The sequence below is a fragment of the Flavobacterium rarum (SeqCode) genome (assembly GCF_965234445.1).
Lineage (GTDB): Bacteria > Bacteroidota > Bacteroidia > Flavobacteriales > Flavobacteriaceae > Flavobacterium > Flavobacterium rarum.
Genome location: NZ_OZ248507.1, coordinates 40,760 through 60,482, shown reverse-complemented (window position 1 = coordinate 60,482; position 19,723 = coordinate 40,760). Strand labels below are relative to the sequence as shown.

The 19,723-nt window shown below is 33.8% G+C and carries 18 protein-coding genes; 10 read left to right on the top strand and 8 right to left on the bottom strand.

Annotated elements, in window-relative coordinates; all coding sequences use genetic code 11:
- Positions 1 to 16 precede the first annotated feature (16 nt).
- From pepT to AC8GF4_RS17930, 7 genes are all read left to right on the top strand, one after another.
- Positions 17 to 1,291, top strand: coding sequence for a peptidase T (gene pepT, locus AC8GF4_RS17960; protein WP_506596729.1), 1,275 nt, complete (start codon positions 17 to 19; stop codon positions 1,289 to 1,291).
- Between the two features lie 714 nt (positions 1,292 to 2,005).
- The gene (locus AC8GF4_RS17955) at positions 2,006 to 2,707 is read left to right on the top strand and encodes a response regulator transcription factor (RefSeq protein WP_506596727.1); all 702 of its coding nucleotides are present in this window, start codon (positions 2,006 to 2,008) and stop codon (positions 2,705 to 2,707) included.
- A gap of 2 nt (positions 2,708 to 2,709) precedes the next feature.
- A complete protein-coding gene (locus AC8GF4_RS17950; protein ID WP_506596725.1) occupies positions 2,710 to 4,176 on the top strand; it encodes an ATP-binding protein in 1,467 nt (488 codons plus the stop codon).
- Positions 4,177 to 4,325: 149 nt separating this feature from the next.
- Positions 4,326 to 4,892, top strand: a complete 567-nt coding sequence (locus tag AC8GF4_RS17945; RefSeq protein WP_506596723.1) for a TlpA family protein disulfide reductase — start codon at positions 4,326 to 4,328, stop codon at positions 4,890 to 4,892.
- A gap of 184 nt (positions 4,893 to 5,076) precedes the next feature.
- Positions 5,077 to 5,559: a TlpA family protein disulfide reductase gene (locus AC8GF4_RS17940; RefSeq protein WP_506596721.1), complete on the top strand. Its 483-nt coding sequence runs from the start codon at positions 5,077 to 5,079 to the stop codon at positions 5,557 to 5,559.
- A complete protein-coding gene (locus tag AC8GF4_RS17935; protein ID WP_506596719.1) occupies positions 5,549 to 6,994 on the top strand; it encodes a DUF6029 family protein in 1,446 nt (481 codons plus the stop codon). Before AC8GF4_RS17940 ends, AC8GF4_RS17935 begins: the two co-directional genes overlap by 11 nt.
- A gap of 849 nt (positions 6,995 to 7,843) precedes the next feature.
- Positions 7,844 to 8,395 (top strand): hypothetical protein, encoded by a 552-nt coding sequence (locus AC8GF4_RS17930; protein ID WP_506596717.1) that lies wholly within the window; start codon positions 7,844 to 7,846, stop codon positions 8,393 to 8,395.
- An 82-nt stretch (positions 8,396 to 8,477) separates the two neighbouring features.
- Here AC8GF4_RS17930 and yajC read toward each other — a convergent pair whose 3' ends face one another.
- From yajC to AC8GF4_RS17915, 3 genes are all read right to left on the bottom strand, one after another.
- Entirely contained in the window at positions 8,478 to 8,753 is a 276-nt protein-coding gene (gene yajC / locus AC8GF4_RS17925; RefSeq protein ID WP_506596716.1) for a preprotein translocase subunit YajC, read from the bottom strand.
- 106 nt (positions 8,754 to 8,859) lie between these two features.
- Entirely contained in the window at positions 8,860 to 9,771 is a 912-nt protein-coding gene (nusB, locus tag AC8GF4_RS17920) for a transcription antitermination factor NusB (protein WP_506596879.1), read from the bottom strand.
- A gap of 242 nt (positions 9,772 to 10,013) precedes the next feature.
- Complete coding sequence (locus AC8GF4_RS17915) at positions 10,014 to 11,120, bottom strand: Glu/Leu/Phe/Val family dehydrogenase (protein WP_506596714.1); 1,107 nt, start codon at positions 11,118 to 11,120, stop codon at positions 10,014 to 10,016.
- Between the two features lie 201 nt (positions 11,121 to 11,321).
- Between AC8GF4_RS17915 and AC8GF4_RS17910 the strand changes: the two genes are divergently transcribed.
- Positions 11,322 to 13,082: an ABC transporter ATP-binding protein gene (locus AC8GF4_RS17910; RefSeq protein WP_506596713.1), complete on the top strand. Its 1,761-nt coding sequence runs from the start codon at positions 11,322 to 11,324 to the stop codon at positions 13,080 to 13,082.
- A 67-nt stretch (positions 13,083 to 13,149) separates the two neighbouring features.
- Entirely contained in the window at positions 13,150 to 13,530 is a 381-nt protein-coding gene (locus AC8GF4_RS17905) for a PUR family DNA/RNA-binding protein (RefSeq protein WP_506596712.1), read from the top strand.
- A gap of 72 nt (positions 13,531 to 13,602) precedes the next feature.
- On the opposite strand, the gene AC8GF4_RS17900 is transcribed toward AC8GF4_RS17905, so the two are convergent.
- The 5 genes from AC8GF4_RS17900 to AC8GF4_RS17880 form a co-directional block, all read right to left on the bottom strand.
- Positions 13,603 to 14,721, bottom strand: a complete 1,119-nt coding sequence (locus AC8GF4_RS17900) for a GTP cyclohydrolase (RefSeq protein ID WP_506596710.1) — start codon at positions 14,719 to 14,721, stop codon at positions 13,603 to 13,605.
- A gap of 21 nt (positions 14,722 to 14,742) precedes the next feature.
- Entirely contained in the window at positions 14,743 to 15,693 is a 951-nt protein-coding gene (locus AC8GF4_RS17895) for a transporter (RefSeq protein ID WP_506596709.1), read from the bottom strand.
- Positions 15,694 to 15,833: 140 nt separating this feature from the next.
- Positions 15,834 to 16,415, bottom strand: a complete 582-nt coding sequence (locus AC8GF4_RS17890; RefSeq protein ID WP_506596707.1) for a non-canonical purine NTP diphosphatase — start codon at positions 16,413 to 16,415, stop codon at positions 15,834 to 15,836.
- 362 nt (positions 16,416 to 16,777) lie between these two features.
- Positions 16,778 to 17,566: an NYN domain-containing protein gene (locus AC8GF4_RS17885; protein WP_506596705.1), complete on the bottom strand. Its 789-nt coding sequence runs from the start codon at positions 17,564 to 17,566 to the stop codon at positions 16,778 to 16,780.
- Positions 17,567 to 17,716: 150 nt separating this feature from the next.
- Positions 17,717 to 17,929, bottom strand: coding sequence for a hypothetical protein (locus AC8GF4_RS17880; protein WP_506596703.1), 213 nt, complete (start codon positions 17,927 to 17,929; stop codon positions 17,717 to 17,719).
- Positions 17,930 to 18,255: 326 nt separating this feature from the next.
- Between AC8GF4_RS17880 and capB the strand changes: the two genes are divergently transcribed.
- On the top strand, positions 18,256 to 19,518 hold the full coding sequence (gene capB / locus AC8GF4_RS17875; protein ID WP_506596701.1) for a cysteate-C-fatty acyltransferase: 1,263 nt from the start codon (positions 18,256 to 18,258) through the stop codon (positions 19,516 to 19,518).
- Positions 19,519 to 19,723: the final 205 nt, after the last annotated feature.

Genomic DNA, 19,723 nt, shown 5'->3' with positions numbered 1-19,723 from the left:
TTCAAAAATAAATACCATGCAACATATAATTGATCGTTTTGTAAGCTATGTAACAATCGATACCGAGTCGGATGCCAGCTCAGCAACTACTCCTAGTACTTTAAAACAATGGGATCTAGCCAACAAACTAGTAGAAGAATTAAAAACCATTGGATTACATGACGTTACTATAGACGACAAGGCTTATATAATGGCAACGCTACCAAGTAATGTAGATCATGAAGTACCAACTATTGGCTTTATTTCGCATTTTGACACCACTCCTGATTTTACTGGTGCCAATGTAAAACCACGAATAATACCAAATTACGACGGTAAAGACATTGTACTGAATGCTGAACAAAATATCATCTTATCCCCTGCTTATTTTAAAGATTTATTACAATACAAAGGGCAAACCTTAATTACTACAGATGGAACCACACTTTTGGGTGCCGATGATAAAGCCGGAATTACTGAAATAGTAACCGCAATGGAATTCCTAATCAACAATCCTGAAATTAAACACGGAAAAATCAGAATTGGATTTACCCCCGATGAAGAAATTGGCCGAGGGGCTCACCATTTTGATGTAGAAAAATTTGGAGCTGACTGGGCTTACACTATGGATGGGAGTCAAGTAGGTGAATTGGAATATGAAAATTTCAATGCTGCGGGTGCCAAAATTACTTTCAAAGGCAAAAGCGTCCATCCGGGTTATGCCAAAGGAAAAATGATCAATTCAATGTTGATTGCCAATGATTTTATTAACGAGTTACCAAAAGGAGAAACCCCCCAAGAAACCAAAGGTTACGAAGGTTTTTTTCATGTACATCACTTATCGGGAAGCATAGAAGAAACGGTTTTGGAATTAATAATCCGAGATCATAATAAATTAAAATTTGAAAAACGTAAAGATTTAATTGGCAAAATAGCCAAAAAATTCAACAAGAAATTTGCCAAACAATTTGGCGAAGATATTGTAATTGCCGAAGTAAAAGACCAATATTACAATATGAAAGAAAAGGTATTACCTGTAAAACATATTGTTTTTATTGCCGAAAAAGCCATGAGAGAATTGGGTATAAAACCACTTATCAAACCCATTCGAGGCGGTACTGATGGATGCCAATTATCATACAAAGGATTGCCATGCCCAAATATTTTTGCTGGCGGACACAATTTTCACGGAAAATACGAATATGTACCTGTAGAGAGTATGCAAAAAGCAGTTGATGTTATTGTTAGAATTGCTGAATTGACTGCCAAAGGAGATTATATAAAAACAGAAGAAAAACCGAAGAAAAAATAACTTTCGCAAGATACGCTACTAAGAAGCTAAACCTCATTGATTAGGTCGTTCCTTTTTAAATCATTGTCGCTTAATTCATTTGTTTACAACATTTGGTAAAACTAATTTCATTGGTTTTGTTGTCTTTCTGTCTCGTCTTTGGGGACGAGACAGAATAACAAAAAATGTATTATGTAGAATTAAGCGTTCTTTGCCAATAACGATATTTATCGGAATAGACTTTGACAAAGTTGTTTGAAAAAAAGCTACATTAAACCTTTGTCAAAGTTTTGAACTTTGACAAAGGTGCTCGAAAAAAAACTGACTTTACATTCAAAATCCCAAAGTTGTCACAAACAGCTTTGGGATTTTTTCATAATAACATTTGTATAATAAAAAAGAACACTTCCGCAATCTTTTCGTGATAACTTCTAGCGAGATTTGTATCAGTCAAAAGAAGAAAAGTTTTTCTAAGTTGAAATTAGCTTTCAAATACAAAGTGGAAAACAATATTGGCTACAAATGATTATATTGCAGGTCATTGCGCTCGCGTGAGGGATGGGCTAAGCTACCGAAGTAGCAGCAACAGCCCGACCGCATGGAGGAAAGGGGCTTTGTAACCGGTGCTATAAGTAAGCCCATTTTCTCCATGGGGTCACGCCCAAATACTCTTAATTATGGTATTGAATAATGAGGTAATGCATCCTTTTTTATTTTAAGTTTAAAGAAAAACAAATGAAAAACATATTAATGATTGAAGATGATGTTTCGATAGTTGAACTCGTTGCAATTCATTTGAAAGATATCTATTGCGAATTGACCAAAGCGCATACGGGTACAGAAGGCTTAAGCTTGGCGACCAAGAATAAGTATGATATGATTATCCTTGATGTGATGCTTCCTGAAATGGACGGAATTGAGATCTGCAGAAGATTGAGAGCAGACAAAATTTTCACCCCAATTTTAATGCTAACCGCTCGAAGTGAAGAAATAGATAAGATAATTGGGTTAGAAACTGGAGCCGATGATTATTTGACAAAACCATTTAGTATTCGAGAATTTATTGCTCGTGTAAAGGCCATTTTGCGCAGAACCGAAATGGGGAATACTGAAAAAGAAATTGTAGAAGAGATATTTGAATATGGGGGATTAGCAATCGACCCCATAAAAAGAAAAGTAACACTTGAGGGTACAAAAGTGGATCTAACCCCCAAAGAATTTGATTTGTTGTATCTTTTTATGTCAAATCCCGGAAAGAGTTATTCTCGAGAAAACTTATTGAATCTGGTTTGGGGTTATGAATTTTCGGGATATGAGCATACTGTAAACTCACATATCAATAGATTAAGAACCAAGATTGAAGCCGATCTTACCACTCCAAAATACATATTGACCACTTGGGGAGTGGGATACCGTTTTACTGATGAATTAAAATAATTATGAAAAAATCAACATTTAACAGCTTATTTTGGAAAATATCCTTAGTGTTTTTTGTCCTTCTTGCCGGAGTTGGACTGATGTACACTTATGTAAGTCACGAATATTCTAAAACTTATTTGGAAGAAGTAAACCAACGACTCAATCACGATACCGCCAAAAATATAGTAGAAAACTCTACTCCTTTTTACAACGGAGAAGTCATAAAACCAGCGCTTGAAGAAATGTTTCATCACGTAAGAGCTATAAATCCAAGTTTGGAAGTGTACTTGGTAGATCCCAAAGGAAAAATTATTGCATGGTATCCTCCAGGACGAGAAATCGCTTTGAAACAAATCAACCTTGCGCCTGTTTTGAGTTTTATAAAAGATAAAAACAATACATATATAAAAGGAGACGACCCGCTGAATCCATCCCAACAAAAAGTATTTTCGGCCTCGCCATTGACAATGAATAATATGTTGTACGCCTATATTTATGTGGTACTCAACGGAGAGAAACAAGATGAAGCCTCTGAATCACTTTTTGGGAGTTACCTATTAAAATTGGGTGCCCGAACAATGGGAATCACTTTGCTGTTCACATTCTTGATTGGTCTATTAATCATACGAGTGATCACCAACAACTACGCCAAGATACTTACGGTTATGCAACAATTTCGACAAGGAGATTTAAAGGCCAGAGTTGAATTTAAGTCCATGGGAGACGAACGACAATTGGGCGAAATGTTTAATGAAATGGCAGACATTCTTACGATAAATATTGACAAACTCAAACAAGTAGAAAACCTAAGACGAGAACTTATTGCCAATGTTTCGCACGATTTACGTACCCCAATTGCCATCATTCGCGGGTATGTTGAGACCTTGCAAATGAAAGAAGAAACTATAACAATCGATGAACGCAAACAATACATAAACACAGTTAGGGAAAGTGCCGAAAAATTGGAAAAACTAGTAAATGAACTTTTTGAGTTATCAAAACTAGAAGCCAATCAGGTATTAGCCAAAAAAGAACCATTCATTATTAGTGAATTGGTGAGTGACATCAGCAACAAGTACCAACTCATTGCCGAAACCAAAAACATTTCAATTAGCACCGTTTTATCCAAAGAATTAACGCCCGTTTTTGCCGATGTTTCTTTGATTGAAAGGGTAATGCAAAACCTTATTGACAATGCGCTAAAATTCACACCAAGTGGCGGAAAAATAGAGATAAAAACCATAAAAAGCACCGATAATAACATCGAAATATCAGTAACTGATAATGGTATTGGAATTCCTGAAAACGACAGGGAACAAATTTTTGCACGCTATTACAAAGCCAACAATTTTACTGACTTAAAAAACAGTACAGGACTTGGACTTGCTATTGCAAAAAAGATACTCGACTTACACCAATCCACTCTCGATTTGGTAAGTGTCGAAAATGCTGGAAGCTCTTTTATTTTTAAACTAAAATGCGTCTAAAAAAAGTAACTTACAGGAGCAGTTAGCCAAACTTATCCATTCATTCAAACCAATTTTCAAAAAGTGTTTCCATAACGCCAAGGCAACGCCTAGCCTTATTTTAAAATAAATTTTAAACCAATAATTAATAATCATTAAATCCAAAAATTATGAATGCAACAACAATTTCCACCGCAAAAAGTATATTTCAAAATATGCTAAAAGTAACTCTGGTAGCGCTTTTTCTTATCGCGCTAAACTCTTGTTCAAATGATGATGACAAGGCAGATACTGCAACACCGCCACCAGTGGCTGTCAACACCGCTGCACCCGATTTTTCGCTTACTTCATTAGACAATAAAACAGTAAAATTATCCGATTCCAAAAACAAAGTGGTGGTTCTTTTCTTTTTTGGCAACGAATGTCCATCTTGCAAAGCTGCCGCTCCAAAAGTATGTATGCAATTGCATGCTCCTTATGCTTCAAGAGCCGATTTCCAAATTTATGGTATTGACCAATGGGACGGAAACGCTGCCAAAGTTCAAAACTTTCAAACCATCACGGCTGTTGGATTTCCGCTACTTCTTACAGGCTCTGGTGTAGCAGCAAGTTACAAAACCACTTACGACCGTATTGTTATCATCGACAAAGCTGGTAAAATTGCATTTTCAGGAACTCAAGGAGCTGCCTCAGATATTGATGCAGCAAAAGCAAAAATTGACGAACTTTTAAAATAGTTTAAGAGCTATTTGGGCGTGCCACCATAAGCAAAAGGGGCCAATATACATGGCGCATATTCGGCCCCTTTCCCTTATGCTGTCGGGCTATCCACGCTACAAGGTAGCTAGCTCCTATCCCTCACGCGCACCCAACAAGAGATGTGGTTCGTACCGAATATTTCAATTTTTAAAAACATACACTATGAAAATCATACATTTAGCTATTGTATTCTGTATTACTTTACAACTTCAAGCTCAAACCGTTAAAAATTTCAATTTAAAAGATACTCAAAACACCAACCATAGTTTTGAAGAGCTTAAAGGAGAGAAACTAACAGTTATTGATTTTTGGGCTACTTGGTGTAAACCTTGTTTAAAAGCTATTCCAGAGCTTAACACCATTTATGACCAATTCAAAGACAAAGGAGTTGCTGTTATAAGTATCAATTGTGATGGCCCTAGAAGCGTTGCCAAAGTAGGGCCAATGAGCAAATCACTAAAAATGAATTACCCCGTATTACTAGATATTGACTCTACTGTCAAAACACAACTCAATCTAGCGGCCTTCCCCACTTTGATTTTAGTCGATTCAAAAGGGAAAATTGTATGGATCCACGAAGGATTTGTTTCTGGTGACGAAAAAGAAATTATTGCACAAATTGAAAAATACAGCAATGAAAAATAAACTCTTATTCCTAGCTATTCTGTCTTTTTACTTATTGGGAGTTACAAAAAATTATGCCCAAATCTACGGAAGCAATCTTTTGGAAACCCAGTACGGTAAACTCCCAACAGATTCAATCAATTTTGGAACCGCGTATGACAGAGGAATTATTGGATACAATTACAAAAGATTCAGTGCAGGAGTCACATTAGATCAATACTATACCCGATATGCAGAACGTAATTATACACAAATCACACAATATTCATTAAAATACAACTCAGACCTACTCGATGTGTCATTAGGAAATTTTAACGAAACCATTGGCCGTGGTACCATACTGCGCTCCTTTGAAATCCCAGGTGCCATACTTGAAGATCAAGGTTTTCGCTCCCGAAATTATTTCTATAGAGATGTTCAAGGAATAAGTGCAAAACTAAAATTAAAAGATTTTACCACAAAAGTAATTTGGGGTAAACCCCTAAACAATGTTTTCCCTCCCAATCAAGACAATTCCATTCGTAGAATTGATGAAATAAAAGTCATTTACTCCGATTACACTTTCAAGAAACAAACCTTGGGTGCTTCCTTTCTAAACTTAAATAATGAAAAAGGAAATAGTAATTATAGCATGCTTACTTTTTCTGGAGTACTATCGCCAACAATAAATTATTACACTGAATTTTCAAACAACCTAGAAGATTCTTCTATTCATGCCTATTACGGTAACATCAATTTTACTTTTGAAAATCTAGGCATCACCGCAGAAGTCAAGGATTATAATAATTTCTTATTGGGTTCGGGTTTCAACGAAGTACCTGCTTTGATCAAAGAGCATTCGTACAAAGTTTTAAATAGAAGCACTCACGTTGTACAGCCCATAAACGAGTCGGGCTATCAAGTTGAAGCCTATTATACTTTTCCAAATGCATCAGTACTTACATTCAATAATGCAATAGCCAAAAATGATTTGAACAAAGAGTTCATATTTCAAGAATATTTTGCCGAATACGATTTTTCAACCACCAAAGGTCACGATATTAAACTTTTTGTAGATTATGCCGAGGACCCTTTCAAAAACCAAAGCAATCGTATCTCAGCAGGAACCTATGTAGATTGGAAAGTATTTAAAAATTCATCCATTAAAACAGAATACGAACTTCAATATTTCAATCGTGGTGCCGAAAATGTACAAAATCATGTTTTCAATTTGGGTTATGCTTTTAAATCCAAATGGATAGTATCTGTAGTTACCGAACTAAGCAACGATTCTTTTTTGACTGAAAAATCTTGGAAAAATTGGATTGGAGGCAATGTCAAATATCAAATCAACAACGGAAACAGCTTGCAATTATTTGCCGGACAGCGCCGTGGTGGTCCTGCTTGCAATGCTGGAATATGCTACGAAGTTTTAGATTATGAAGGAGTAGAACTTAGATGGACAACCCGATTTTAAATTATAATATACATCTAAAACATGGTACTACAACGAATTCTAATATTATCAAAAAAGTAAACATGAATTACACTAATTTACACGAAAAAGAGACTTTTTAATTACTCTAATTAATCGGCACCAAAGAGATTTGTGTAATTCTATTTTAGAATTGAATACAATTTGTGTCAATTTGTGAACCCCGAAAGCTTTCCTATCGTGTGGACACATCTAAAAATAGAACACAGATTTAACAGATTGGACGGATTTACACAGATAAAATTTAGTTAATCCATATCTGGCCTTATAGATAATGTATATTTCATACTCAAACTTTTAATTTATAATCAAAGAATCTGTGCAATCTGCCCCGATAGCTATCGGGCAATGTAATTAAGGGTTTCTCACTACGCTTTTTCAAAATATAACTCTCGCAAAGACGCGAAGACGCCAAGAAATCGACTCTTAACTTTGCGTCTTGGCGAGAAAAAAAAAGCTTAACTTAATGACATTGAGCTATCGGGGTCTGTGTCCCATTATGAAGTAGAATATATTTGTGTCCACACGATAGGAAAGCTTTCGGGGGTGTTTAAATTTTTACCTACTCAATTCGTGGTTGAACCATAAACATAAAACGAACACCTCCAAAGATTTTAAATCATTTGGAGGCTTTTTTGTGGATTTTGAAAACAAACACAAAAAAGAATTCAAGATACAATCAGCAAAAGCTTAACATTGGAATATATAATTATTCATTACATTTGTTAATATAAATCTAACAATTTAATAACACTGAAAGATTTAAGAAAAACGTCCTCCCTATTTTAAACTATTGCCAACACAATAATCAATATATTAATAATTAAAATTATGATAGAAAAAAAAGACGAAACGGTATTGCCTGAAAAAGCAGTAAGTACTGAAACAATAAAAAGCGATGTTATCATTCCAGAAGTTGCAAAACCAACAGCTGTAAAACCAGCTCCTGTAAAAAGAGTAGCTTCTAAACCAACAGTTACAAGAGCTTCAACCGCAACAAAGTCAACTGACACAAAACCCGCTGCTACTACTACAACATCAAGACCTAGCAGAGCAAAAGTAACTGCCCCTACGACTGGAGTTGTAAAAAGCGACGCCAAAGACCCTAAAATCGAAGAAAATACTACCGAAAAAGATTTAATAATTTCTCAAGACGGAGAAAAAAACAAAAAGAAAAAAAACAAAGTAAAAATGAAAGAAAAAGAGAAAGAAAAAGCAAAAAAAGCTAACGCAAAAGAAAAAGCAAAAGCAAAAGCAAAGAAAGCTAAAAAAGCCAAAAAAGATAAAGCCAAAAAAGCAAAAGTAAAAGCTAAAGCAAAAGAGAAAAAAGCCAAAGCGAAAGCAAAAAAATCTAAAAAAGGTAAAAAGAACAAGAAAAAATAATTCGATTTTACCAAAAATAAAAAATCCCAAATTCCAATTTTATAACGGAATCTGGGATTTTTTTATAAAGTAACTGTCTAAACTATGCTTTTTTATTCAAAGCAGCACTCATTTCCATAGAAATAGCAGAACGCTCCATTTTTAATTTTCCAGACATCGTTTCAATTACAACAGTAGTGTCAGCAAGTTCTGAAACTTTACCGTGAAGTCCACTTTTTGTAATAATTTTGTCTCCTACTTTCAATGCGCTTTCAAATTCTTTTTCGTTTTTAGCTCTTTTTTGTTGTGGTCTAATCATGAAGAAATAGATTACTACAAACATTAGTAGAAACGGCGCAAATTGAGTTAATTGTCCCATAATTTAAATATTTAGTTTTTGTTAATTGAATTTTATTTTTATTTTTAAAAAGCTTTTTAAAAGCCTTTAACTTCCCGCTTCTAACCTCTGACGTCTAACCTCCGACTTACATCAATCCTCTACCAATCTTAACAATTCGTTTGTTGGATTCTAGTTCTTTAACCAAATTATCCAAAATTCCATTGATAAAAATACTACTTTTTGGAGTAGAATACTCTTTGGCCAATTCCAAATACTCATTCAATGTAACTTTTACAGGAATAGATGGGAATTTCAAAAATTCACAAATGGCCATTTTAAGAATAATAGTATCAATTTCGGCTATTCTATCGCTATCCCAATTTGGTGTTTTATCCAAAAATTCTTTTGCCAATTCTGATTCGTTCAAGACTGTCCTTCTAAACAAATCTTTCACATAGTCTTTATCCTCGTTGTCTTTGTACAATTTTGGAACTCTAAAATTATCATCTTCACCTTGCTTGATAGCTTTTAGTTGTTTTATGATATGTGTGTTTACCAATGGAACATCATCAATCCAAGTTAATTTATCATCTTCAATATATTCGTATAATTTTTCGTTGGGAACGATAACCTCTGAAAATATATCAACAATAAAATCTCTATCTTCCTCAAATGTATTCACATTATTACTCATGTATTTTGCATACAAATCACTTTCCTTAATTGCATTAAGCAACAGGATAATGTAATCATCATTCAGCGTCCAATTATTGATGGAACGATTTTCTAGAGCGATACTAAGGGAATTGTTTTCGGCAAGAATTTGAAAAATACTGTTTTTAATAAATTTTTCGTTTGGATTGCGTTCTTCTTTTGTAGCCAAATGTTTTTGACTGGATAGATGTAAAAAAACAGTTTCTTTTTTACAGATTTCTATCAATGAAGAGAGCATAATAAGGTATAAATCCTGTATGGCGTCAATACTATAAAAAAGAAATTTCTCTTCCTTTACTAGATCATCAGAGCCATTTTGATGCATTGCATAAATGGATTGCATGACTTTAACGCGAATGTGTCTTCTATTTACCACCTTGTAAGAACTTTTAAAATTAGTTTGCAAAAATAAGAATTTCATCGCTTAAATGAAAATTTATAGTTGCTTTATTTGAGAAAATAATCAGTGATCAGTGGTAAGTTTTTTAGTGATCAGTATTTGCACATAAAAAAAGTGTTCAGCATTTTCAAAATAAAAATACTGAACACTCTTTCAAAACTGAATAATAAGAAACTGAATACTGACTACTTCTTTTCGTTTTCTATTTTTCTCAAATCAATGCGATTTTGAGCAATAGTCAAAGCTGCCTGATGAGTTGTTATTCCATTTGCAACAGCGTAATCAAAAATCTCCAATGTTGTATTATAGATATTTTCGGTTTTACGCATGATTTCAGCTTTGTCATAATGAGCCAGTTCAGCATAAACATTGATGATTCCACCAGCATTAATCAAGAAATCTGGAGCGTAAAGAATTCCTCTTTCCTGTAAAATTAATCCGTGAGTATTTTCGTTTGCCAATTGATTATTGGCAGCACCAGCAATCACTTTGGCTTTTATTTTATTTACGGTTGCATCGTTGATGGTTGCTCCCATGGCACAAGGTGCATAAATATCGACATCGGCGGTGTATAAATCATCGCCAGTAAATACTTGCGCATTATACTTAGCGGCTACTTGATACAATTTTTCTTCGTTTATATCTGCAATAAAAACAATAGCTCCTTCTTTGGTCAAATAGTCAACCAAAGTTTCACCAACGTGACCAATTCCTTGAACCAAAACTTTTTTACCTTCAAGATTATCCGATCCAAATTGTTGTTTAGCGGCTGCTTTCATTCCCATATAAACTCCAAAGGCTGTAACTGGAGAAGGGTTTCCTGAACCACCTCTTTCTTCAGAAATTCCAGTAACATAAGGAGTCACATCTCTTACTAAATCCATATCGGATGTTTCCATCCCTACATCTTCAGCTGTAATATATCTTCCACTTAATGAATGTACAAATTCTCCAAACTTACGCATCAATTCGGGAGTTTTTTGCGTTTTGGCATCACCTATAATGACTGCTTTACCTCCTCCAATATTCAATCCTGTAATAGCCGCTTTATAAGTCATTCCTCTAGAAAGACGCAAAACATCATTTAGAGCTTCCCATTCATTAGCATAATTAAACATACGAGTTCCTCCTAATGCAGGCCCCATAACCGAATTGTGAATACCAATAATTGCTTTTAATCCTGTATCTTTGTCGTTACAAAAAACAATTTGTTCGTGATCATTGAAAGACAATTGTCCAAAAACAGGATCCATTTTTTGAAGTTCTTTTCCAGTAGTAACGGTAGCATTCATAGTACTATTTTTTTTAGTTAAAAATTACGAAATTATCAAAAAGATACTTCAAACATACGTAAAAAATACATATACAATATTAAATTAGCCTTAAAATAAATATTTAACACTATTTTGGAACAAATAATTTTTCAAAGCAATTGTTAAAAACCAAACATTATACAAAAACAAAAAACAATTCAACACCGAATTTCTTAAAATATGAAAGAATTACGTTATTTAAATAAATATTTCATTAAGTACAAATACAGCTTTTTACTTGGTATCATAATCACTATAATCGCACAAATATTTTCATTATTTACACCAAAGCTTATTAGCAAATCGTTTAATGAAATAGAAGCTTTTTCAAAAAGCAAAGCCATTGATACCAGCATAATAAGTCAACAATTACTATCGAATATTTTATTAATTATAGCTACTACTATAATAGCTGGCTTCCTTACTTTTTTAATGAGACAAACATTAATTGTAATGTCACGCCACATAGAATTTGATTTGAAAAACGAAGTCTTTCGTCAATACGAAAATCTATCACAAAACTTCTACAAGCAAAACCGAACTGGTGATTTAATGAATCGCATCAGCGAAGATGTTTCAAAAGTTCGAATGTATGTTGGTCCAGCTGTAATGTATACCATAAATACAATAATTCGATTTGCTATTGTAATTGGATATATGTATAATGTTTCGCCCCGACTAACACTATACACCATATTACCACTCCCAATTTTATCCTACTGTATTTTTAAATTAAGTTCAGAAATCAATAAACGATCCACTACCTTTCAACAATACTTATCCAAAGTATCCAGTTATACCCAAGAAGTTTTCTCAGGAATTCGTGTAATAAAAGCCTATTCATTAGAAGATCAAAACCAAATTATCATAACCGATTTGGCCAACGAAAGCAAGAGTAAGAGTTTAAGTTTGGCCAAAGTGCAATCCCTATTTGGACCTTTAATGCTGGCTTTGATCGGAGTAAGTAACTTGATTGTCATCTATTTTGGAGGATTGATGTATATAAATGGTACCATAAAAAGTATTGGAACTATTGCAGAATTCATTTTGTACGTCAACATGCTTACTTGGCCAGTTGCTTCTTTGGGATGGGTTTCTTCCATGGTTCAAGAAGCAGAAGCTTCGCAAAAAAGGCTAAATGAATTTTTGAAAATAACACCCGAAATACAAAATAAAAACAGTGCTAAATCAAAAATAGAAGGCAGTTTATCATTTGAAAATGTGAGTTATACTTACGAAGATACTTTTATTAAAGCACTCCAAAACGTAACTTTCACAGTAAACAAAGGAGAAACATTGGCGATATTAGGAAAAACAGGCTCTGGAAAATCAACTATCATATCTCTGATTTCTAGACTCTATGACGTTACCGATGGTCAAATTTTGATTGACAACAAAGAAATAAGTCAATTGAATTTATTCGATTTACGCAATAGTATTGGAGTAGTTCCTCAGGATTCGTTTTTGTTTTCAGACACTATAAAGAACAATATTAAATTCGGAAAAGAAGATGCCACAGATACCGAAGTGGAATCGGCTGCCAAAAGTGCTGTTGTACACGACAATATAATTGGTTTTAACAAAGGATACGAAACGATATTGGGCGAAAGAGGAATTACACTATCTGGAGGTCAAAAACAACGTGTCTCTATTGCTAGAGCTATTATAAAAAATCCTGAAATTTTACTTTTTGATGATTGCCTATCTGCTGTAGATACTGAAACCGAAGAAGCAATTTTGAACAACCTTCACGAAATATGCAAGAACAAAACCACAATTATTGTAAGCCATCGAGTTTCATCTGCAAAAAATGCAGATAAAATTATAATACTTGAGGACGGGAAAATAATAGAACAAGGTTCTCATAATCAATTAATAAGCCTAGAAGGGCATTATGCATCCTTATATTTAAAACAACTTTCAGAAAAAGAATTGCTTTAATTGTTGTGTAATACATATATTTTTAAGATTTTTGATTGCTATTTAATTAAAAAATGACGAAAAGATTATGAGAGAAAATGATATATTAGAAAAAGAAGAAATATTTTCAAAAGTTTTAAGAGCTGGTAGAAGAACCTATTTCTTTGATGTAAGAGCTACTAAAGCTGATGATTATTATATTACGATTACCGAAAGCAAAAAATTTACTGAAGAAGACGGTTCTTTTCATTTCAAAAAACACAAAATCTATTTGTATAAAGAAGATTTTACAGCATTCTCAGAAATTTTAGAAGAAATGACTTCTTATGTTTTAAACCACAAAGGAGAAGAAGTGATTTCTGAAAGACATCAAAAAGACTTTAAAAAAGAATATACTTTGGAAAAAACAGACGAAGATGTTGTTCCTAGTGTTTCTAGTTTTACCGATATCGAATTTGACGATATTTAAATCAATGAAAAATAAAAAAACCGACAGCGCTCAAAACACTGTCGGTTTTTTTATTTTTAATAATTACTTATCTTAAAGTTCCTTTCTAAACGTTTTTCTGCGACAATGAATCACGGGATTAAAATTTTTCCAAAGCAACTGAATAGCAATATTATCTGCCAATTCGGGAGTTCTAAAACAATTTTCAATACCTCTTTCGGTAAATGTTTTGTGGTATTCATTGAAAATAATAGCCGTCACCCCTTTGTTTTGATATTCGGGATGAACTCCTATTAGATAAAAAACAACATCTTTACTGTTGCGTCTTGCATGTAATAAATGAAGAAATCCAAAAGGGAATAATTTTCCATTAGCTTTTTTCAAAGCTTTAGAAAAACTAGGCATCACAATAGCAAAAGCGACTAGATTACCATCCTTATCTTCAACATATTTTATATATTCTGGATTGATAAAACTGACGTATTTTTTCTTGAAATATTCTTTTTGCACATCGGATATCGCAACAAACGAAGATAAATTAGCATAAGATTCATTAAACAAATCAAACATTTTATCCACATAAGGCATTACTGCTTTCGCTGATTTAAAATTGATGGGTTTGAGTTGGTATCTGGTTTTGACTAATTCATTTATTCTTTCAAAAAATTCGGGCTTGGCATTCGCAAAAGGGAATTTATTTTCCACATATTCTTTTTCGGTTACATAACCCAATTGTTCAAAATGGGTTGCATAATACGGATGATTGTACCACGTAATCATAGTTCCCAATTCGTCAAATCCTTCGGTCAGAACACCAACTTTATCCAGATTGGAGAACCCCATTGGACCTTCTACATATTCAAGATTATTCTTTCGTCCCAATTCATAGACTTTTTCGAGCAATGCTTTGGTCACTTCGATATCATCAATAACGTCAAACCAACCAAAACGGACTTTCTTTTTCTGTTGGTGATTGACCTCATCCCAATTGATAATTGTTGCGATTCTTCCTACAATATCGTTGTTTTTGTAGGCAACATAAAAATTAGCTTCGGCACTATTAAAAGCTGGATTTTTGGTTTTATCAAAGGTTTCCAACTCATCAGCGATTATGGGCGGAACCCAATACGGATTGTCATTATATAAGGAAAAAGGAAATTTTATGTATTCAATTAACTCGTTTTTGGTCTTTGCTTCTTGTATGGTGATCATCCTATTTTAAGTAGTATTATTTTATTTTTTAGATTTCTTAAACCCTTTTTTAGTTTTGGTTTTCCCAGCCATTTTTTCGGCTGCTTGCTCTTCTTTAGTCAAAAGATGAACCTCTTTGTATCTTCCATCCCAACGCCAAGACATACCAACTCCTCCATAAAGAACCGAAGGAGTATCTTTAAAATTTGTACTTAATGAAGCGTCAACTTGTAGATTCTTATTAATTAAATATGCAGCCCCTCCCCTTACAATGGCATCACTATAAAAATCGCTTTTTATCCCTTGATTTTCAACAAAGGCAGACCATTTCTCATTAATCCCCTTAGTTAAAGTCAAGATATAACTCAAACTTGGATAATCCGTTGTCATATAATTAGAAATAATATTAGTCACAAAAACCCAGGAACCATCACCCAAATGGTTTTGTAAAATGACAGCAATTTTAGGAGAAATACTCGATTCTGGGGAAAAAGAATAGGGATTATCTGCTCCTGTAAAGTTAGCACCAGCAAAAACAGCAACAGCAGGAATTACTTGATGCCAATTGAATTTTTGATTCGCTTTCCAGCTGTACATATTTACTTCTTTTTTGTATCCCTTATTTGGATCATAAATTAAATATTTCGCCCCTAAAACAGATTGTTTAAAATCTGCTCTATCATCCACTTGCATGGGATAAGTAAATGTTTCATTTACATATTGAACGTCTGCAATGAATTCTAAATTCTCAAGAAAAGCACCATATCGTACTTCAAAATCAACCCCAAAACCATTAGCATCATATTTCAAAAGATTATGATTTTCTTTAATACCAAATACGCCTGTTTCTACCTGAAGTACAGTTTTACCTACCGCAAAAGCAGACATAGATTCTCCTGGTCTATTCGAATTGATTTCATCAGTGTGTTGGGCGTAATGAATGGTTGGGATTAAAAAAAAAGAAGCGACTATTACCGTTTTGATATTGAACATACTATTTTATTTGTGTGAAAAACTATAACGCATTTCAAATGTACTATATTTTATTGTAACTATCATTTGGTTAAAAATTACTGCAGCATATTCACTTCAAAAAAGTACTCCCTACTGTATTCAATATCGCAAAACAAATTCTACTGCTGATTTTTGTTTAAAAATGAAATCAATTCCTGAGTAGCTTTACCTCTATGACTAATTCTGTTTTTGGTTTCTAATGTCAATTGAGCAAAGGTTTCTTGATAGTTTTCAGGTCTAAAAATGGGGTCGTAACCAAAACCTTGATTCCCGTTTTTTTCTAAAGTGATTTCACCCCTAGCAATTCCTGTAAAAAGATGTTGTTCCCCCTTTAGATTTAAAGTAATAACGGTTTTAAATTGGGCATTCCTATTGGCATTACCTTCAAGATTCAAAAGCAATTTATTCATATTATCCTCGGAAGAACGTTGTTCTCCTGCATAACGAGCGGAGTAAACACCAGGTTCCCCATTTAGAACATCCACTTCAAGACCAGTATCATCAGCAAAACAATCAAAACCAAATTTATCGGTTACATAATTGGCTTTCATGATGGCATTTTCTTCAATTGTATCTGCAGTTTCAGGAATTTCTTCATGACAGCCTATGCTTTCCAGGCTGATGATTTCAATGCTTTCAGGAAGCATACTTTGTATTTCTTTGATTTTATTTTCGTTATTGGTAGCGAAGACTATTTTCATTTGTTGGTTTGAATTGGTATTTAAAAATGCAAATGTATTGGTTTATCTTAATCAAATAAGTAACTGATTCAATTATTAACTCAGTAAGTCTAGGAACTGTAAAACATCCTTTTTTACCGCTAAAACATAACAGGTTAAAATAGAGTTAAAAACCTAATATAAAGTATTATAGATGTAATTAAATTGTAAATTTGAATGTGGTTTTGATTAATTACTTGAGATATAATATCACAAATATTCAATTTTAGAAAAAGTATCTCAATAGTCAGCTATACTAGAATTTAAAGTATAAGTTAGATAATGATAAATCAGAACTTACAAATTGGAGAGCCTTGAAAAGCTCTCCTTTTTTTGTAATTATTTTATGTGTATCGCAATCGCACATAAACATGTTTGATTCCTTTTTTGTCTGAATCTCTTTCATCGATTTCCAAAATGTCTGTCAGGGATTTAAGCATTGGTGTTAGTTTATTAAATCCATAGCTTCGAGGATCAAATTCGGGTTTATTTTTGACTATTAAATTACCAACATCACCCAAAAATGCCCAACCAGCATCATCACAAATAGCATCAATAGCATCTTCAATTAAATCAATAGTAAGATTGTCTATTTTTACAGTTGTTTCTTTTTCGACTGTTCTTTTGGTGTCTTTTGTATCACTAATTGGAGAAGAAGCAACTGGTTTTGGTTTTTTCTTTTTGATTGCACCATCCAAAACTTCAATATAAATAAATCGATCGCAGGCTACAATAAAAGAATTGGGTGTTTTTTTCTCTCCTATTCCAATTACTTTCATTCCCGATTCTCTCAAACGTATTGCCAATCTCGTAAAATCGCTGTCGCTGGAAACAATACAAAAACCATCTACTTTGTCCGAATACAACAAATCCATAGCATCAATAATCATAGCGGAATCCGAAGAATTTTTTCCAACAGTGTAACTGTATTGCTGTATGGGAGTAATAGCGTGTTCTAACAAAACCGATTTCCAACCATTTGAATTAGGCTTGGTCCAGTCTGCATAGATACGTTTAGTGGTTGGTGTTCCGTATTTGGTAATCTCCTCCATCATTCCTTTGACATTGCTGTAAGGAACGTTGTCGGCATCAATAAGTACGGCGAGTTTTAGTTCTTTTGCTATTTGAGACATATTATGAAGTTAGAAGTTAGAAGCTAGAGGTTAAAAGTTAGGGGTTAGAGGTTAGGGGTTAGAAGTAAGTTGTCAATTTTTGCAAGATTATGATTGCAAATTACAAGATTGAAGTATAATTTTAAATTGCTGTTTTAATTACTATTTTATTTATATTTCTATTTTCAATGCTATAGTTATTGCCATTGCTATTGTCATTGCTATTGTCATTGCTATTGCCATTGCTATTGTCATTGCTATTGTCATTGCTATTGTCATTGCTATTGTCATTGCTATTGTCATTGCTATTGTCATTGCTATTGTCATTGCAATTGTCATTGTCATTGCTATTGCTTTTATCATTGCCATTGCAAACAGTTTCAAATATACATGTTTTTTATTGAAAAAATTGGTTGATTTCTAGTTTAGCCCTTATGCAAATGGAAAGCTTTGATGGAAAAAAACTATTTTTTCTTACCCTTCAAGAACGACTCCTCACCTAGCCCTTCTCCTAAAAGTGAGCATAGGAGAAGCTCCTTGTAGCGTAATAGGAATAAGGTTTATATCGGAAACCTTGAAAAGGACTGCAGGATAAAGCTCCACAATAGATTTTATATACAAAAAATAAACATACTTTCAAGGTGCTAATACATTATAAATAATTATTTTTGCAACTTCTTAAAAATTAATAGTAGTACATATTATATATTATGGTAACAGATTTATTCGAAAGAATTCAAAACAATAAAGGTCCATTAGGAAAATGGGCGTCACAAGCAGAAGGTTATTTTGTATTTCCAAAATTGGAAGGAGACTTAGGACCGAGAATGAAATTTCAAGGGAAAGAAGTTTTGAACTGGAGTTTGAATGACTATTTGGGACTTGCTAACCATCCTGAAGTGCGTAAAGCAGATTCGGATGCAGCTATCGAGTTTGGAGCTGCCGCCCCAATGGGAGCAAGAATGATGAGTGGTCACACAAAATATCACGAACAATTAGAGAATGAATTGGCTGCTTTTGTAATGAAAGAATCAGCATATTTATTGAATTTTGGCTACCAAGGTATTATGTCTTGTATTGACGCCTTAGTAACAAGAAACGATGTTATTGTATATGATGTAGATGCTCATGCTTGTATCATAGACGGTGTTCGTTTGCATAGCGGAAAACGTTTTACATACCGTCATAATGACATTGAAAGCATGGAGAAAAACCTGCAACGTGCTACAAAACTAGCCGAAACAACTGGTGGTGGTATTTTATTTATTACCGAAGGTGTTTTTGGAATGCGTGGCCAACAAGGGAAGCTGAAAGAGATTGTAGCCATGAAAGAAAAATACAATTTCCGTTTGCTTGTAGATGATGCACACGGATTTGGTACACTTGGAAAAACTGGCGCTGGCGCTGGTGAAGAGCAAGGTTGCCAAGACGGAATCGATGTATACTTTTCTACTTTTGCCAAATCAATGGCCAACATTGGTGCTTTTTTAGCTGCTGACAAAGACATAATCGATTACTTAAAATACAATTTGCGTTCTCAAATGTTTGCCAAAGCGTTGCCAATGATACAAACTATTGGTTCTTTGAAACGTTTGCAATTGTTGCGTGACAACCCAGGATTGAAAGACAAATTATGGGAAAATGTAAATGCTTTGCAAAACGGATTGAGAAGCAAAGGTTTTAACATTGGTGATACTAACACTTGTGTTACGCCAGTATATCTAGAAGGAAGTGTGCCAGAAGCAATGGTAATGGTAAACGATTTAAGAGAAAATTACGGTATCTTCTTGTCAATCGTTATTTACCCAGTTATCCCAAAAGGAATGATTCTATTGCGTGTTATTCCTACCGCTTCTCATACCTTGGCAGACATTGCCGAAACACTTACTGCCTTTGAAGCGATTCGTGAGAAATTAATAAATGGTACTTACAAAGAAATTGCAAGCAGAACAAAAGTAGATTTGGACGCTTAATTTCAACTGTCCATCAAAATACAGAAAACCCATCGGTCGAAAGGCTGATGGTTTTTTTTTGGAGCAAAGCATTACTGAATTTCAACAAGTTCAGTCCCGCTGTCCTTCCAATCTTTTTTTAAACGCAACCCTTTCAGAGTTCAAAACACTGAAAGGGTTGCGTTTAAAAAAAGGATTTTCCCTCCCATCGGGGCTATGCTACATG

Coding starts and splice junctions, on each gene's coding strand:
- pepT (WP_506596729.1), top strand. CDS start 17: ATGCAACATATAATTGATCGTTTTGTAAGCTATGTAACAATCGATACC.
- AC8GF4_RS17955 (WP_506596727.1), top strand. CDS start 2,006: ATGAAAAACATATTAATGATTGAAGATGATGTTTCGATAGTTGAACTC.
- AC8GF4_RS17950 (WP_506596725.1), top strand. CDS start 2,710: ATGAAAAAATCAACATTTAACAGCTTATTTTGGAAAATATCCTTAGTG.
- AC8GF4_RS17945 (WP_506596723.1), top strand. CDS start 4,326: ATGAATGCAACAACAATTTCCACCGCAAAAAGTATATTTCAAAATATG.
- AC8GF4_RS17940 (WP_506596721.1), top strand. CDS start 5,077: ATGAAAATCATACATTTAGCTATTGTATTCTGTATTACTTTACAACTT.
- AC8GF4_RS17935 (WP_506596719.1), top strand. CDS start 5,549: ATGAAAAATAAACTCTTATTCCTAGCTATTCTGTCTTTTTACTTATTG.
- AC8GF4_RS17930 (WP_506596717.1), top strand. CDS start 7,844: ATGATAGAAAAAAAAGACGAAACGGTATTGCCTGAAAAAGCAGTAAGT.
- yajC (WP_506596716.1), bottom strand. CDS start 8,753: ATGGGACAATTAACTCAATTTGCGCCGTTTCTACTAATGTTTGTAGTA.
- nusB (WP_506596879.1), bottom strand. CDS start 9,771: ATGCAATCCATTTATGCAATGCATCAAAATGGCTCTGATGATCTAGTA.
- AC8GF4_RS17915 (WP_506596714.1), bottom strand. CDS start 11,120: ATGAATGCTACCGTTACTACTGGAAAAGAACTTCAAAAAATGGATCCT.
- AC8GF4_RS17910 (WP_506596713.1), top strand. CDS start 11,322: ATGAAAGAATTACGTTATTTAAATAAATATTTCATTAAGTACAAATAC.
- AC8GF4_RS17905 (WP_506596712.1), top strand. CDS start 13,150: ATGAGAGAAAATGATATATTAGAAAAAGAAGAAATATTTTCAAAAGTT.
- AC8GF4_RS17900 (WP_506596710.1), bottom strand. CDS start 14,721: ATGATCACCATACAAGAAGCAAAGACCAAAAACGAGTTAATTGAATAC.
- AC8GF4_RS17895 (WP_506596709.1), bottom strand. CDS start 15,693: ATGTTCAATATCAAAACGGTAATAGTCGCTTCTTTTTTTTTAATCCCA.
- AC8GF4_RS17890 (WP_506596707.1), bottom strand. CDS start 16,415: ATGAAAATAGTCTTCGCTACCAATAACGAAAATAAAATCAAAGAAATA.
- AC8GF4_RS17885 (WP_506596705.1), bottom strand. CDS start 17,566: ATGTCTCAAATAGCAAAAGAACTAAAACTCGCCGTACTTATTGATGCC.
- capB (WP_506596701.1), top strand. CDS start 18,256: ATGGTAACAGATTTATTCGAAAGAATTCAAAACAATAAAGGTCCATTA.